This is a genomic window from Bradyrhizobium cytisi (assembly GCF_008123515.1).
In the GTDB taxonomy this organism is placed as follows: domain Bacteria; phylum Pseudomonadota; class Alphaproteobacteria; order Rhizobiales; family Xanthobacteraceae; genus Bradyrhizobium; species Bradyrhizobium cytisi.
This window is the reverse complement of record NZ_VSSR01000025.1, coordinates 126,517-140,486: the sequence shown is the minus strand read 5'-3', so window position 1 is coordinate 140,486 and position 13,970 is coordinate 126,517. Positions and strand designations below refer to the sequence as shown.

The following is a 13,970-nucleotide window of genomic DNA, read 5'->3' as shown; positions in this document are numbered from 1 at the left end:
GATAGGTCAGCTTGCAGCCAGTTGGGCCGGAAGCCTGAATTCGATGTTTTCCTCGCGGCCCGGGAGCACCGAGACCGTCACCGGTCCGATCCGCCGCAGCGCTTCGATCACGTCATCCACCAGCACCTCAGGCGCCGAGGCGCCGGCCGTGAGGCCGACGGTTCTGGCACCCTTCAACCACTCCGGATTGAGCTCGCGGCCATCGGCGATCAGATAACTCGCGACGCCGGCTTCGGTGCCGATTTCGCGGAGCCTGTTCGAGTTCGAGCTATTGGCAGCGCCCACCACCAAAATCACGTCAACCAGTTTGCCCAATTCCCTTACCGCAGATTGGCGGTTCTGTGTCGCATAGCAGATATCCCGGATGTCGGGGCCTTGAATATCTGTAAATCGGGCCTGAAGGGCCCCGATAATGTCCTTGGTGTCGTCGACCGATAGCGTAGTCTGGGTGATGTAGGCCACTGGCGTATCCGCCGGCAGCGCCAGGGCCCTGGCCTCTTCAACGCTCTGGACCAGCAGAACGGGGCCGGCAACCTGGCCCATCGTGCCCTCGACCTCGGGGTGGCCGGAATGGCCGATCAGGATCAGGGTGCGACCCCTGGTGATGTAGCGCTTCCCCTGGTTGTGAACTTTCGTGACCAGGGGGCAGGTGGCGTTCAACACCGGAAGGTCGCGCGCGGCGGCCTCTTCCTCGACGCTGCGGGCGACGCCATGGGCACTGAAGACGGTAACAGCCTTCGGTGGAACTTCGGACAATTCCTCGACGAAGATCGCGCCTTTGTTCTTCAGGCTCTCGACGACGTATTTGTTGTGCACGATCTCATGGCGCACGTAGACCGGCGGGCCGTATTTCTCCAGGGCCCGCTCCACGATCTCGATCGCGCGCACCACACCCGCGCAAAAGCCGCGCGGCTGCGCTAGATAAACTTCCATTGGACGCCCATCACGCAAGTTGCACCAATCCGCTCAATTGTCCCAGGCGGCACCCCGATACGGGCCAATGCTGCAATATCCGCACCATTGGTGTCGCGACCGCGGTAACCGCCCGCCCCCATCTCTGCCCAGGCGCATGCAGGCACAGCGCTTTGTGTCAAAAAATCGGCATCAAGGAAAGACGGAACGAGTATAAGGGTTCCCCGTTAGGCCAATTCGAGGTACTATAATACTTCATTTCGCGTGAGCAAGACTGCGAGATTTGTGCTCACCCCTTCGTCACTTTACCGCCTCAACTCGACGGCTATACCGGCCGCTCCGCATGGTTTTGCCATCGTCTCCCGCAGTTTACTTCGAACCTGGTTCCCGCGAGAGCCACTCAAACAGCAATAGGTTTCGCGTGGGAACTCCGATAAACAGCGGGCGTTTCCGGCAGGCTGTTAACACTAGAAAGAAAAGAAGTGCTGCAGAGCGTAGTCGTTGCCATCGTCAGGGCCTGTACCCGGTTTGCCTCCCTCGTCGTCGTTGTCGGGCTCCTGCTGGCAGTGGGGGCGGGCTATTACGCGTCCCGGCACTTCGCCATCAACACCGACATCAATTCGCTGATTGCCCAGAATCTGGACTGGCGCCAGCGCGACCAGCAGTTCGACCGCGCTTTCGACCGCGACGCGACGATTCTCGCGGTCGTCGAGGCCAGGACGCCGGAGATGGCGACCGCAGCCGCGGACGCGCTGTTTGCCAAGCTGAAGGACAACAAGACCGAATTCCAGTCGATCCAGCAGCTCGGCACCGGTGAGTTCTTCGAGAAGAACGGCCTGTTGTTCCTGCCGACCGAGGAAGTCGGCAAGATCACCGGCCAGTTCGAATCCGCAGCGCCCCTGATCGAGATCATGGCCGGCGATCCGTCGATTCGCGGACTGACCGGCGCGCTGGAGACCGGGCTCGCCGGCGTCAAGCGCGGCCAGGTCAAGCTCGACAGCACCGAGCGGCCGTTCAACCAGATCGCGCAGACGGTCGAGACCGTGCTCAACAAGGGCAATGCGAGCTTCTCCTGGCGCGAGCTCGTCAGCGATCAGCCGCTGTCGGATTCGGACAAGCGTGCCTTCATCGAGTTCAAGCCGGTCCTCGACTACAATGCGCTGGAGCCCGGCAAGGGCGCGACCGACGCGATCCGCAAGGCCGCGCTCGATCTCGATTTTGCGACCAAATATCAGGCGCGGGTGCGGCTGACCGGTCCAGTCCCGATCGCCAACGAGGAATACGCCACCGTCCAGGAAGGTGCTGTCGTCAACGGCGTCGGCACCGTCGTCGTCGTGCTCCTGATCCTCTGGCTCGCGCTGCATTCCTCGAAGATCATCTTCGCAGTGTTCGTCAATCTGTTCGTCGGCCTTGCGCTGACGACCGCTGGCGGCCTGATGATGGTCGGCTCGTTCAACCTGCTATCGATCGCGTTCGCCGTGCTGTTCGTGGGACTGGGCGTCGACTTCGGTATTCAGTACAGCGTCCGCTACCGCTCGGAGCGCTATAAGCACGACGATCTCTCCAATGCCCTGGTGCTTGCCGCCAAGCGCTCCGCGGTGCCGCTGTCGCTGGCGGCGATGGCGACGGCCGCCGGCTTCCTCTGTTTCCTGCCGACCGACTACAAAGGCATTTCCGAGCTCGGCCAGATCGCCGGCGTCGGCATGCTGGTGGCGTTCCTCTCGAGCATCACGGTGCTGCCCGCGATGCTGAAGCTGCTGAACCCGCCGGGCGAGATGGAGCCGGTCGGCTATGCCTTCCTGGCGCCACTCGATTACTTCCTGGAAAAGCACCGGGTGCTGGTCGTGGGTGGCACGCTGCTGCTGGCGGTCGCCGGCCTGCCGCTGCTCTACTTCCTGAAGTTCGACTTCAACCCGATGAACCTGCGCAACCCGAAGGCCGAGTCGATCGCGACCTTCCTCGACCTTCGCAAGGATCCCAACACCGGCGCCAATGCCATCAACGTGATGACCAGGTCGGAGGAGCAGGCCAGGCAGGTTGAAGCGAAGCTGGAGAAGGTGCCGGAGGTGTTGCGCGTGATGTCGCTCGACAGCTTCGTGCCGGAGGACCAGCAGCCGAAGCTGAAGCTGATCGCGCAGGGCGCCAAGGTGCTGAACCCCGCGCTCAACCCCGACCAGATCGACCCGGCGCCGTCGGATCAGGAGAACGTCGATTCGTTGAAATCCTCGGTCGACAATCTGCGCCGCACCGCCGGTGACGCCAAGGGCCCGGGCGCAGTCGCCTCGCGTCGGCTCGCGGACGCGCTCGAGAAGCTCGCCAATTCCGACGAGGCGACCCGCAACAAGGCGCAGGACGTGTTCGTCACGCCGATGAAGATCGTGTTCGACCAGCTCAGGAACGCGATGCAGGCCGAACCGGTCACCCTGAAATCACTGCCGCCCGATCTCGTGAACGCCTGGAAGAGCAAGGACGGAATCATCCGGGTCGAAGCTCAGCCGAAGGGCGATCCCAACGACAACGATACGCTGCGCAAGTTTGCGGCAGCGGTGCTCGAGGCCGAGCCGACCGCAATCGGCGGACCGGTCTCGATCCTGAAGTCCGGCGACACCGTGGTGAATGCATTCATCCATGCCGGCATCTATGCGTTGCTTGTGATCGGCCTGTTGCTGTGGATCACGTTGCGCCGGATCGTCGACGTGCTGATGACGCTGGTGCCGCTTCTGGTCGCCGGCGCGGTGACGCTTGAGATCTGCGTGCTGATCGGCCTGCCGCTCAACTTCGCCAACATCGTCGCGTTCCCGCTGCTGCTCGGCGTGGGCGTCGCGTTCAAGATCTATTATGTCGTGGCGTGGCGGTCCGGCAGGACAAACCTGCTTCAGACGAGCCTGACGCGTGCGATCTTTTTCAGCGCACTGACGACGGCGACCGCGTTCGGCAGCCTGTGGCTGTCGAGCCATCCGGGCACATCCAGCATGGGCAAGCTGCTCGCACTTTCTCTGGTGACGACGCTTGCCGCAGTGCTGCTGTTTCAGCCGGCCCTAATGGGCAAACCCCGCAATCTCCGGGAGTAGGCAGATGTCGCCGACTGGATCGGCGGCACCTTTCTGACCGGGCTTGGCCGCGGTGACGCTCTTCGGAGCCGCCGCCGTCGGCGCAGGTGCCGCGGCACCCGGCGCTGCTGCCTTGGGCGCCGCACCTGTCGTCTTGGGCGCACCCTTCGCCGTGGCGCTGGCGGTGCTCAAGGGAATCGGCGGACCGACGCGGGTCCAGGTCTCGCCGCCGCACAGGAAGCCGAGCACGCAGCCCTTGATCTCGAGCTGATCGGTGCCGACAGGCGTGATGGTCGCACTATACATCTGACCATCCTTGGCGTTGTAGACCTGACCTTCCCACTGCTCGGCACCGGCCGTCTTCTTCATGTCGATCAGGGTCGCCATGCCCAGCGTCGGCCTGTTCTTTTTTGAGACATCCGGGTTGTTCTCGTCGCGGCCTCCGGGCTGCTTTTCCCAGGAAACCGCGCCCCACATGCTGCCATTGCATTGGGCGACGCGGATATTGGCAACCCCATCGGCGACCCGCCAGTCGCCGGTGGGATCGGCGGCGAGCGCCGGTGTCAGGCCGGCGTAACCGCCTGCCAGTATTATTCCGGTGTAAAGGGCCAAACGCATGAGTGTTCCTTGGCAGTGCAACATGGTCTAAAGCTGTGCTTGCGAAGATGGTCCGAAAAAGGGCAAAAGGCCGCACAGATCCTTTTCCGTTTGCTGACCGTTTTCAGTTGACGAAGCGGCCCTCAACCGAAGTATGTAGCGGATGAACAGTCCAAATCCAGACATGTCCCAGTTGTTCGCGGACCGTCAGGCCCAGCGCAGCACCCTGCATAATCGGTACCTGAACGAGCAGTTCGTCCGGGTTCTCAAGACCATCGGCTACGACGTCGGCTTCCAGAAGGGGCAGGGACAATACCTCTTCGATCGCGAGGGGGCGCGTTATCTCGACCTCTTGTCCGGCTTTGGCGTGTTCGCAATCGGGCGCAATCATCCGGTGATGCGCGATGCGCTGAAAAGCGTGCTCGACGCCGATCTGCCCAATCTCGTCCAGTTCGACGTCTCGGTGCTCGCGGGCGTGCTCGCCGAGCGGCTTTTGAAATACGTTCCGTATCTCGACAAGGTGTTCTTCGCCAATTCCGGCGCCGAATGCGTCGAGGCGGCGATCAAGTTCGCGCGTGGCGCCACCGGCCGCCCCGGCATCGTCTACTGCGCCCACGGCTATCACGGCCTGACTTATGGCGCACTGTCGCTGACCGGTGATTCGAACTTCCGCACCGGCTTCGAACCGCTGCTGCCGGGCTGCACCTCGGTTCCGTTCAACGATCTTGCCGCGCTCGAAAAGGCGCTGGCCTCGCGCGAGGTCGCGGCCTTCGTGGTCGAGCCGATCCAGGGCAAGGGCGTCAACATGCCCTCCGACGAGTTCCTGCCGGGCGCGGCCGCGCTCTGCAAGAAGTACGGCACGCTGTTCGTTGCCGACGAGATTCAGACCGGCATGGGCCGCACCGGCCGCTTCCTCGCGGTCGAGCACTGGAACGTCGAGCCCGACATGGTGCTGCTGTCGAAGTCGCTCTCGGGCGGCCACGTGCCGGTCGGCGCCGTGCTGACGCGCAAGAGCATCTTCGACAAGATCTTCAACCAGATGGACCGCGCGGTGGTGCACGGTTCGACTTTCTCCAAGAACGATCTCGCGATGGCCGCCGGCATTGCCACGCTCGACGTGATGGAATCGGAGAAGCTGATCGAGTCCGCCGCCAAGCGCGGCGCCGAGCTTCGCCTCGCGCTCACCCGGATGGTGCCCGGCTACGAGCTCTTGAAGGAAGTGCGCGGCAAGGGCCTGATGATCGGCATCGAGTTCGGGCCGCCGAAATCGCTGCGGCTGCGGGCGTCCTGGAACGTGCTGGAGGCCGCCAACAAGGGCCTGTTCTGCCAGCTCATCACCGTGCCGCTGTTCAAGGATCACAAGATCCTGACGCAGGTCGCCGGTCACGGCAGCCACACCATCAAGCTGCTGCCGCCGCTCACCATCACCGAAGAAGACTGCAGCTGGATCGAGCGCGCCTTCGACGAGGTCATCGCCGGCAGCCACAAGGTCCCCGGCGCGATCTGGTCGCTCGGCAAGACGCTGGTCGACAACGCGGTGCGAAGGTCGGCCTGATCTCGTCATTGCGAGCGAAGCGAAGCAATCCAGAGTCCCTCCGCGGAGACGATCTGGATTGCTTCGCTCCGCTCGCAATGACGGTGGAGACGTCTACCCCTCCACATTCGCCTTCATCGCCGCCTCGAACTTGTCGACGAATTCGGTGAGCTCGTCGCCGCCGATATCGCTGACGGCCCAGAAGTTCAGGCCGCGCTCGCCCCAGCGGCGGCAGTTGAAGCCCTGCATGGTCTGCGTCTTCGGCGGCCGGTGCTCGGTGCTCGCGGTCTGCGACACGAACAAATTGATGATGTGCTGCCGGCGCCGGTAGACCACGGCACCGATCGCGCGCGCATCGACATAGTCGAGCCGGCCGCCGACCAGCGTAAAGCCTTGCGCGGTGAGGTCGATCACGGGCGGGGCGACATCGAGCTTGCCGTTGAACCAGGGCTTGACCGTGTGCTGATCAGTCGAGACCACGTCGATGAGGTGGCCGGCCTGGAGCGAGCGCAGATGTGCGGAGACGACCTCCGAGAGAATGCGCTGCTGGTCGTCCTGGCGCAGCACCACGGCGACGACGCCGGAGGCGGCGAGCGCCGAGACTGCAGAACCCATCGCAAAACCGCGCAGCACGGAACGCCGGCTCGGCTGCGGCCGCGCTTGCGGCATCGACGCCTCGATACGGGCACGCAAGCCAGCGGGCGCGGTATAGCGCAGCTTCGTATCGGCCAGCACGCGCTTCATCTCGCGCTGTGCCGCAAGCTCGGCCGTGCAGGCCGGGCAGCTTGCGATATGGGCTTCGACCTCGCGCGCATGGCCGGCATCGAGCTCGTTGTCGAGCAGCGCGTGAAGCAGGATTTGTGCTTCGTCGCAGGTCATTTCGAGTGCTCCTCTTCCGCCGTCCAGGCCGCGCGCAGCATGGCGCGGGCGCGGGCGAGGCGGGACATCACGGTGCCGACCGGGGCACCGACGGCTTCGGCAATTTCACGATAGGACAGGTTGCTGATCTCCCGCAGCACGAAGGTTTCCTTGAAAGGCTCGGCAAGCGCGTCGATCATCTTGCGGATGGCGCCGGCGTCGCGGCTGCGCAGCACCTCGGTCTCCGGGCTCGCCTCGCTCTCCTGCCACATCGGCGTCTGGTCGGCGGCGCCGGGCGTGTCCTCGATCGCGGCGTGCGAGTGCGCGCGTCTGGCATATTCGGCGTTGCAGACATTGCGCAGGATCGCGAACAGCCACGGCTTCATCGCCGGGCCGCGATAGCTGTCGAAGTGCTTCAGCGCGCGCAAATAGCATTCCTGCACCGCGTCCTCCGCGTCGGAGGCGTCGCGCAGCAGGTAGCGTGCGAGCGTGTAGACGTCGTCGAGATAAGGGAGCGCCGCCTCGCGGAAGCGCTGCGCCTTCTGGAAATCGTCGCTGACGGGCATCGCCTCTCGCTTTGCCTCTTGCTGCGTTTCGTATGTCGTTGCGTGCTTCGCGTCGTTGTTGGGCCTGACCGAAGGCACGCGAGCCCGGCCGGCGTGGGACCACCGGCCGGGCAAGACAGAGATGCCTTGGTTGGAGACGTTACTCAACCTTGATCATCCCGGTCATGTGCGGGTGCAACGAGCAAAAATACTTGTAGTCGCCCGCATTGGTGAAGGTGAACGCGAACTTGTCGTCGGTGTCCAGGGTCTTGGACCTGAACTTGCCGGCCGACACCACGGTGTGGGGGATGTCGTCCCGGTTGGTCCAGGTCACGGTCGTGCCGACCTTGATCTTGAGCTCCGGCGGCTGGAAGACGAAATTGTCGATATGTACCTCCAGGTTGTCGTCGGCGCGGGCGATTGTGGCGGGTAGCAGGATGGCCGCGGCCAAAGTGAGACCGAGGTCGACCCCGAAGTCGCGGCGGTTGAGTGTCTTCATTGTCAGCTTCCGTTCAGCCCTGGATCAACCCTGCAGCGGCGTATCGATGATCGCGAGCCGCTGCTCGTTCTGCTTGAAGTTGATGCTGGCGACCCCGAGCATCGAACGGAGCTTGGCGTCCTCGACCTTCATCGGTCCGGGCGAGGCGGCGGTACCCGGCGCCGGCTGCGGGAACGCGGTCGAACGCGCCGTGTGGAAGGTGACGTTACCCTCGACCTTCTGCATCACCTGGTGGATGTGCCCGTTCAGCACGGTGACCGAGCCGAAGCCCTTGACGTATTCGAGTGCGCGGCCGCCGTCCTCGGTGCCCCAGCCCCATTCCGGATAGACGGTCCAGAGCGGAATATGCGCGAACAAAACGACCGGCGTGGATTTCGACTTGCCGCGGAGGTCGTCCTCGAGCCAGGCAAGCTGCTCGGCGCCGAGATTGCCGAGGCCGCCGCCCTTGAGGTCGACGACGTTGACGAGGCCGACGAAGTGCACGCCGCCGGCGTCGAAGGAGTACCAGCCCTGGCCCTTGGTGCCGCGGCCGTAGCGCTCGCGATAGAACTTCACCTCTTCGTCGAGGAAGTCATGCTCGCCCGGCACGTAGTGCACGTCCAGCTTGGACTGCGAGATGATGCGATCGGCGTTGTCGAACTCGGAGGCTTTCGACAGATGAGTGATGTCGCCGGTGTGGATCATGAACGACGGCTTGACCGGCATCGCATTGATCTTGTTGACGGCTTCCTCCAGCGTGCCCAGCGCATTGGGGTTGGCCGGCTTGTCGAAGCCGACATGGCTGTCGCTGATCTGGAGGAAGGTCATGCCGGGCGCGGCGGCGGTTGCGGCCTCGGCTGAATCGATAATGCCGAGCGAGCGCGGCACGCCGCCCGTGATGGTCCAGAGCACCCCGGTGCCGGCCCATGTCATGCATTCCAGTACCTTGCGGCGGCTGACGCCGTCTTCGCCGTGATCGTGTCCGCTCATCGCACGTCTCCCTTGGCCCGGAATTGGGCTTCGTGGAGGTGATTGGGGGAGGGGGCGGTTTATTCGCGGGGGGCGATGACGATTTCGTGAGGTGGGATCACGTAGGCCGGATGCAGCGCAGCGCCTGTTGGCGGCTCGACAGCGCGCAATTTGCTACGCTGCGCCAGGGAACATGAACGGGGATCTACGCCGAAAATTCCCGGACCGCCCGCAGCACGAGGGCAGGCGGATTGCCGATCTCGCCCGATTGCAACGTGGCGATCTCCGAGCCGGTGGGACCGAGGGAAAAGCGCTGACTGATCATGGTGATTGGATGCTACTTCGCATCCTCCATAATCATCGCCGCGCCCTTCTCGGCGATCATCGCGGTCGGCGTGTTGGTATTGCCCGAGGTGATCGTCGGCATGATCGAGGCGTCGACGACGCGAAGACCGCTGAGGCCATAGAACCGCAGGCGCTCGTCGACCACGGCCATGGGATCGCTCGCCGCGCCCATTTTCGCCGTGCCGACGGGATGGAAGATGGTGGTGCCGATATCGCCGGCGGCTTTTGCCAGCGAGGCATCGTCGTCGCCGACGGTGGGGCCGGGCAGATATTCGCGCGGGCGATATTTTGCCAGCGCCTTCTGCTGCATCAGGCGGCGCGTGGTGCGGATGGCGTCGGCGCCGACCTGGCGGTCGTCATCGGTCGACAGATAGTTCGGCGCGATGATCGGCTTTTCGTCCGGCGTCGCCGAGCGCAGACGCACAGTGCCGCGCGAGGTCGGCTGGAGATTGCAGGCGCTCACCGTGATCGCCGGGAAGCGGTGCAGGGGATCGCCGAACTTGTCGAGCGACAGCGGCTGCACGTGGAACTGGATGTTGGCGCGCGCGCGTGTCGCATCGGAACGCGTGAAGATGCCGAGCTGCGACGGCGCCATGGTCAGCGGACCGCGGCGGCGGAAGGCATAGTCGAGGCCCATCAGGCCGCGGCGGATCAGATTGTAATAGGTCTCGTTCAGCGTCCGCACGCCCTCGACCTTGTAGATCGCACGCTGCTGGAGATGGTCCTGCAGATTGCGCCCCACGCCGGGCTTGTCCATCACGATGTCGATGCCGAGCGGCGACAGCCAGTCGGAGGGCCCGATACCGGAGCGATGCAGCACCTGCACCGAGCCGATCGCGCCGGCCGACAGGACCACCTCGCGCTTTGCGCGCGCCTCGATGGTCTCGCCGTTCTGGATGAAGCGCACGCCGACGGCGCGGCCCTGCTCGATGATGAGACGGTCGACCAGCACATTCTTCTCGAGCCGCAGGTTCGGCCGGTTCAGCGCCGGCTTGAGGAAGCCGCGCGCCGACGACCAGCGCCGGCCGCGCTTCTGGTTGACGTGGAAATAGCTCGTGCCTTCGTTGTCGCCGGTGTTGAAATCCGGGATGCGCTTGATGCCCATTTCCTCGGCGGCATCACCAACGGCATCGAGAACGTCCCAGGACAGCCGCGGCGCCTCGATGCGCCAGCCCCCGCCGGTGCCGTGATGCTCGCTTGCGCCCAGGAAATGATCCTCGAGCCGTCTGAACAGCGGCAGCACGTCGTCATAGCCCCAGCCGGTCATGCCGAGCTGGCGCCAGTGATCGTAATCGGCGGCCTGTCCGCGCATCGAGATCATGGCATTGATCGCCGAGGAGCCGCCGATCACCTTGCCGCGGGGATAGGCGAGCGCGCGGCCGTTCAGGCCCGGCTCGGCCTCGGTCTTGAACATCCAGTCCGAGCGCGGATTGCCGATCGCGAAGAGATAGCCGACCGGAATGTGGAACCAGATCCAGTTGTCGTCGCCGCCGGCCTCGAGAATGAGGACGCGGTTCTTGAGCTCGGCCGACAGCCGGTCGGCTAGGATGCAGCCGGCCGTGCCGGCGCCCACGACAATGTAGTCAAACTCACCTTCGAGCCGCCTTGGCATTCTGCTTCCACCCGGATGGTCTCTAAACGTTCCATCCTAATAGGCAGACGGAGACGATCGGGACAAGTCCGGCCATGCCGGGCGGGCAGGGCCAGGCCCCGATCCCTGACGGTTGGGTGGACTGGTGCTTGCATGGTAGACAGGCCTGCATTTCAACAAAGCTCGAGATTCTCCATGCCCATCGTGAACCGCGTCGCTGACCTTCAATCCGATATCCAGGCCTGGCGGCGGGACATCCACCAGCACCCCGAGCTGCTGTATGACGTCCACCGCACCGCAGCATTCGTCGCGGATCGCCTGCGCGAGTTCGGTTGCGATGAGGTCGTGACCGGCATCGGCCAGACCGGCGTGGTGGGCGTGATCAAGGGCAACAAGCCGGCCGGCGAGGGGCTCAAGGCGATCGGCATGCGGGCCGACATGGACGCGCTGCCTGTCGATGAGCAGACCAACCTGCCTTACGCCTCCAAGATTCCGGGCAAGATGCACGCCTGCGGCCATGACGGCCACACCGCGATGCTGCTCGGCGCCGCACGCTATCTCGCCGAGACCCGCAACTTCGCCGGCGATGCCGTCGTGATCTTCCAGCCGGCCGAGGAAGGCGGCGCCGGTGGCGCGGCCATGGTCAAGGACGGCATGATGGAGCGCTTCGGCATCGAGCAGGTCTACGGCATGCACAACGGCCCCGGCATTCCGATCGGCTCGTTCGCGATCCGGCCGGGCCCGATCATGGCGGCGACCGACGAGGTCGACCTCATGATCGAGGGTCTCGGCGGCCATGCCGCACGTCCGCACAAATGCGTGGATTCCGTTCTGGTCGGTGCACAGCTGATCACGGCGTTGCAGTCGATCGTCGCGCGCAGCGTCGATCCCTTGGAATCGGCCGTGATCTCGATCTGCGAATTCCACGCCGGCAATGCCCGCAACGTCATCCCGCAAACCGCTATTCTGCGGGGCACCATCCGCACGCTGACGCCGGACGTGCGCAAGCTGGTCGAGAAGCGCGTGCGCGAAGTCGTGGCGGGCGTCGCCCAGATCACCGGCGCCAAGATCGATCTGCACTACAAGCGCAATTATCCCGTGGTGAACAATCACGTCGCGGAGACCGAGGTGGCGTCGCGCATTGCCAAGCAGGTCGCGGGCGATGCCAATGTGCTCGAGATGTCGCCGCTGATGGGCGGCGAGGACTTTGCCTACATGCTGGAAGCGCGCCCCGGCGCGTTCATCTTCTGCGGCAACGGCGACAGCGCGGGCCTGCATCACCCTGCCTACAATTTCAACGACGAGGCGATCGTGTTCGGTACCTCCTACTGGGTCAAGCTGGTCGAGGAACAGCTCGCGGCGTCGTAAGCCAAGACGCCGGCAGAAATGAAAAGGGCCCGTGCATCGCACGGGCCCTTTGACGTTAGCAAGCGATGGTCTCTCAGAAGAGGTGAGAGAACAGATAGTACAACGTGCCCGAGATGATCATCGCGGCCGGCAGGGTCAAAACCCAGGCCATGGCGATGTTGCGGATCGTGGACCATTGCAGGCCGGAGCCGTTGGCGGCCATGGTGCCGGCGATGCCGGATGACAGCACGTGGGTGGTCGAGACTGGCAGGCCGTAGATGTCGGCGGCGGCGATGGTGGCAGCCGCCGTGATCTCGGCGCAGGCACCTTGCGCGTAGGTCAGGTGCGTCTTGCCGATCTTCTCGCCGACCGTGACGACGATGCGCTTCCAGCCGACCATGGTGCCCAAGCCAAGCGCGATGGCGACCGCGATCTTCACCCAGCCGGGGATGAACTTCGTGGCGCTGTCGAGCGAGCCCTTGTAGGCGTTGAGCACGGCGACGTCGCTGGTGCTGAGCTCGGCTTCCTTGTCCTTCATCAGGAAGCGCAGTGCTTCCGAGACGAGGTACATGTCGTTGCGGGTGTTGCCGACGAGGTCGGCCGGCACCTTGGCGAGCGAGCCGTAGGTGGTCACCTGCTTGGCGATGTCGCGCACGAGCACGGCGAGCGACGGGAACGTGCCGCCGTTGACCTCATGCTGCGCGACATAGTTGGTCACGGCGGGCCGCGGATTGCCGATCACGCTGTAGCCGGCGGCCTTGCCTTCGATGATCTTGCTGGCGGCGTCCGAGTTCTGGCTGAACGCGGCGATCTGGCTCTCCGGCAGCGCGCGGTTGAGCGCGTAGGCGGTTGGCACGGTGCCGATCAGGATCAGCATGATCAGGCCCATGCCCTTCTGACCGTCATTGGAGCCGTGGAAGAAGCTCACCAGCGTGCAGGTGAGGATCAGGATGCCGCGGATCCACAGCGGCGGCGGCTGGTCGCCCTTCGGCTCGCCGAACAGAGCGGGCGTGGCGCGCAGCAGCGCGGAGCGCAGGATCAGCAGCAGGCCCGCGGCCAGCGCGAAGCCGAACAGCGGCGACAGCAGCAGCGCCTTGCCGATATTGGTGGCCTGGGACCAGTCGACGCCCGAGGTGCCGCTGCGGCCGTGCAGGAGCGCGTTCATGATGCCGACGCCCATGATCGAGCCGATCAGGGTGTGCGAGCTCGAGGCCGGCAGGCCGAAATACCAGGTGCCGACATTCCAGATGATGGCGGAGATCAACAGCGCGAACACCATCGCAAAGCCGGCGCTGGAGCCGACCTGTAGGATCAGTTCGACCGGCAGCAGCGAGACGATGCCGAACGCGACTGCGCCCGAGGACAGCAGCACGCCGAACAGGTTGAACATGCCGGACCACACCACGGCGACGTGGGCGGGCAGCGAGCGGGTGTAGATCACGGTCGCGACCGCGTTGGCGGTGTCGTGGAAGCCGTTCACGAACTCGAAGCCGAGTGCGATCAGAAGCGCGACGAACAGCAGGAGGAAGGGAGCAAAGGTCTTGACCTGCGCGCCGGCAGCGTCGACGTCGACCCAGATGCTGTAGGCGACGAAGAGCAGTGCGGCGGCGATCACTCCCATATAGATTACGCCGGTGAGCGGATGGAATCCGCGATTAAGGTCTGGCCCCTTACTCAAGGCCGGCTCGATGGAGCCTGGCAAAGCAACGTCACTCATTGGAAATTCTCCTGTCCCAAGGCCCCG

General features: G+C 64.4%; 11 protein-coding genes. 3 read left to right on the top strand and 8 right to left on the bottom strand.

What is annotated here, in order from left to right; genetic code table 11:
* Window positions 1-6: 6 nt before the first annotated feature.
* The gene (gene ispH / locus FXB38_RS17380) at window positions 7-933 is read right to left on the bottom strand and encodes a 4-hydroxy-3-methylbut-2-enyl diphosphate reductase (RefSeq protein ID WP_148752136.1); all 927 of its coding nucleotides are present in this window, start codon (window positions 931-933) and stop codon (window positions 7-9) included.
* 461 nt (window positions 934-1,394) lie between these two features.
* Here ispH and hpnN point away from each other — a divergent pair, with 461 nt between their 5' ends.
* A complete protein-coding gene (hpnN, locus tag FXB38_RS17375) occupies window positions 1,395-3,983 on the top strand; it encodes a hopanoid transporter HpnN (RefSeq protein ID WP_148752083.1) in 2,589 nt (862 codons plus the stop codon).
* Here hpnN and FXB38_RS17370 read toward each other — a convergent pair.
* Window positions 3,951-4,580, bottom strand: a complete 630-nt coding sequence (locus FXB38_RS17370; protein WP_187434943.1) for a DUF2147 domain-containing protein — start codon at window positions 4,578-4,580, stop codon at window positions 3,951-3,953. The genes hpnN and FXB38_RS17370 overlap by 33 nt on opposite strands.
* A 142-nt stretch (window positions 4,581-4,722) precedes the next feature.
* Here FXB38_RS17370 and hpnO point away from each other — a divergent pair, with 142 nt between their 5' ends.
* Complete coding sequence (gene hpnO / locus FXB38_RS17365; RefSeq protein ID WP_148752081.1) at window positions 4,723-6,114, top strand: aminobacteriohopanetriol synthase HpnO; 1,392 nt, start codon at window positions 4,723-4,725, stop codon at window positions 6,112-6,114.
* A gap of 93 nt (window positions 6,115-6,207) precedes the next feature.
* Here the strand turns inward: hpnO and FXB38_RS17360 are convergent, their stop codons facing one another.
* The 5 genes from FXB38_RS17360 to FXB38_RS17340 form a co-directional block, all read right to left on the bottom strand.
* Window positions 6,208-6,972: an anti-sigma factor family protein gene (locus FXB38_RS17360; protein WP_148752080.1), complete on the bottom strand. Its 765-nt coding sequence runs from the start codon at window positions 6,970-6,972 to the stop codon at window positions 6,208-6,210.
* Complete coding sequence (locus tag FXB38_RS17355) at window positions 6,969-7,517, bottom strand: sigma-70 family RNA polymerase sigma factor (protein WP_187434942.1); 549 nt, start codon at window positions 7,515-7,517, stop codon at window positions 6,969-6,971. The genes FXB38_RS17360 and FXB38_RS17355 overlap by 4 nt, the downstream gene beginning before the upstream one ends.
* Before the next feature lie 139 nt (window positions 7,518-7,656).
* Window positions 7,657-7,995: a cupredoxin domain-containing protein gene (locus FXB38_RS17350; RefSeq protein ID WP_148752078.1), complete on the bottom strand. Its 339-nt coding sequence runs from the start codon at window positions 7,993-7,995 to the stop codon at window positions 7,657-7,659.
* Window positions 7,996-8,019: 24 nt separating this feature from the next.
* Window positions 8,020-8,964, bottom strand: a complete 945-nt coding sequence (locus tag FXB38_RS17345) for a metallophosphoesterase family protein (protein ID WP_148752077.1) — start codon at window positions 8,962-8,964, stop codon at window positions 8,020-8,022.
* Window positions 8,965-9,280: 316 nt separating this feature from the next.
* Entirely contained in the window at window positions 9,281-10,900 is a 1,620-nt protein-coding gene (locus FXB38_RS17340) for a GMC family oxidoreductase (RefSeq protein ID WP_148752076.1), read from the bottom strand.
* A gap of 174 nt (window positions 10,901-11,074) precedes the next feature.
* Here FXB38_RS17340 and FXB38_RS17335 point away from each other — a divergent pair, with 174 nt between their 5' ends.
* A complete protein-coding gene (locus FXB38_RS17335; RefSeq protein WP_148752075.1) occupies window positions 11,075-12,247 on the top strand; it encodes a M20 aminoacylase family protein in 1,173 nt (390 codons plus the stop codon).
* 73 nt (window positions 12,248-12,320) lie between these two features.
* On the opposite strand, the gene FXB38_RS17330 is transcribed toward FXB38_RS17335, so the two are convergent.
* Window positions 12,321-13,943 carry an inorganic phosphate transporter gene (locus FXB38_RS17330; protein WP_148752074.1) on the bottom strand — a complete coding sequence of 541 codons (1,623 nt, stop codon included), beginning with the start codon at window positions 13,941-13,943 and terminating at the stop codon, window positions 12,321-12,323.
* Window positions 13,944-13,970 lie beyond the last annotated feature (27 nt).

Bases quoted from the DNA above. Each gene is read 5' to 3' on its own strand.
- ispH (WP_148752136.1), bottom strand. From the start codon at position 933: ATGGAAGTTTATCTAGCGCAGCCGCGCGGCTTTTGCGCGGGTGTGGTG.
- FXB38_RS17370 (WP_187434943.1), bottom strand. From the start codon at position 4,580: ATGCGTTTGGCCCTTTACACCGGAATAATACTGGCAGGCGGTTACGCC.
- hpnO (WP_148752081.1), top strand. From the start codon at position 4,723: ATGAACAGTCCAAATCCAGACATGTCCCAGTTGTTCGCGGACCGTCAG.
- FXB38_RS17360 (WP_148752080.1), bottom strand. From the start codon at position 6,972: ATGACCTGCGACGAAGCACAAATCCTGCTTCACGCGCTGCTCGACAAC.
- FXB38_RS17355 (WP_187434942.1), bottom strand. From the start codon at position 7,517: ATGCCCGTCAGCGACGATTTCCAGAAGGCGCAGCGCTTCCGCGAGGCG.
- FXB38_RS17350 (WP_148752078.1), bottom strand. From the start codon at position 7,995: ATGAAGACACTCAACCGCCGCGACTTCGGGGTCGACCTCGGTCTCACT.
- FXB38_RS17345 (WP_148752077.1), bottom strand. From the start codon at position 8,964: ATGAGCGGACACGATCACGGCGAAGACGGCGTCAGCCGCCGCAAGGTA.
- FXB38_RS17340 (WP_148752076.1), bottom strand. From the start codon at position 10,900: ATGCCAAGGCGGCTCGAAGGTGAGTTTGACTACATTGTCGTGGGCGCC.
- FXB38_RS17335 (WP_148752075.1), top strand. From the start codon at position 11,075: ATGCCCATCGTGAACCGCGTCGCTGACCTTCAATCCGATATCCAGGCC.
- FXB38_RS17330 (WP_148752074.1), bottom strand. From the start codon at position 13,943: ATGAGTGACGTTGCTTTGCCAGGCTCCATCGAGCCGGCCTTGAGTAAG.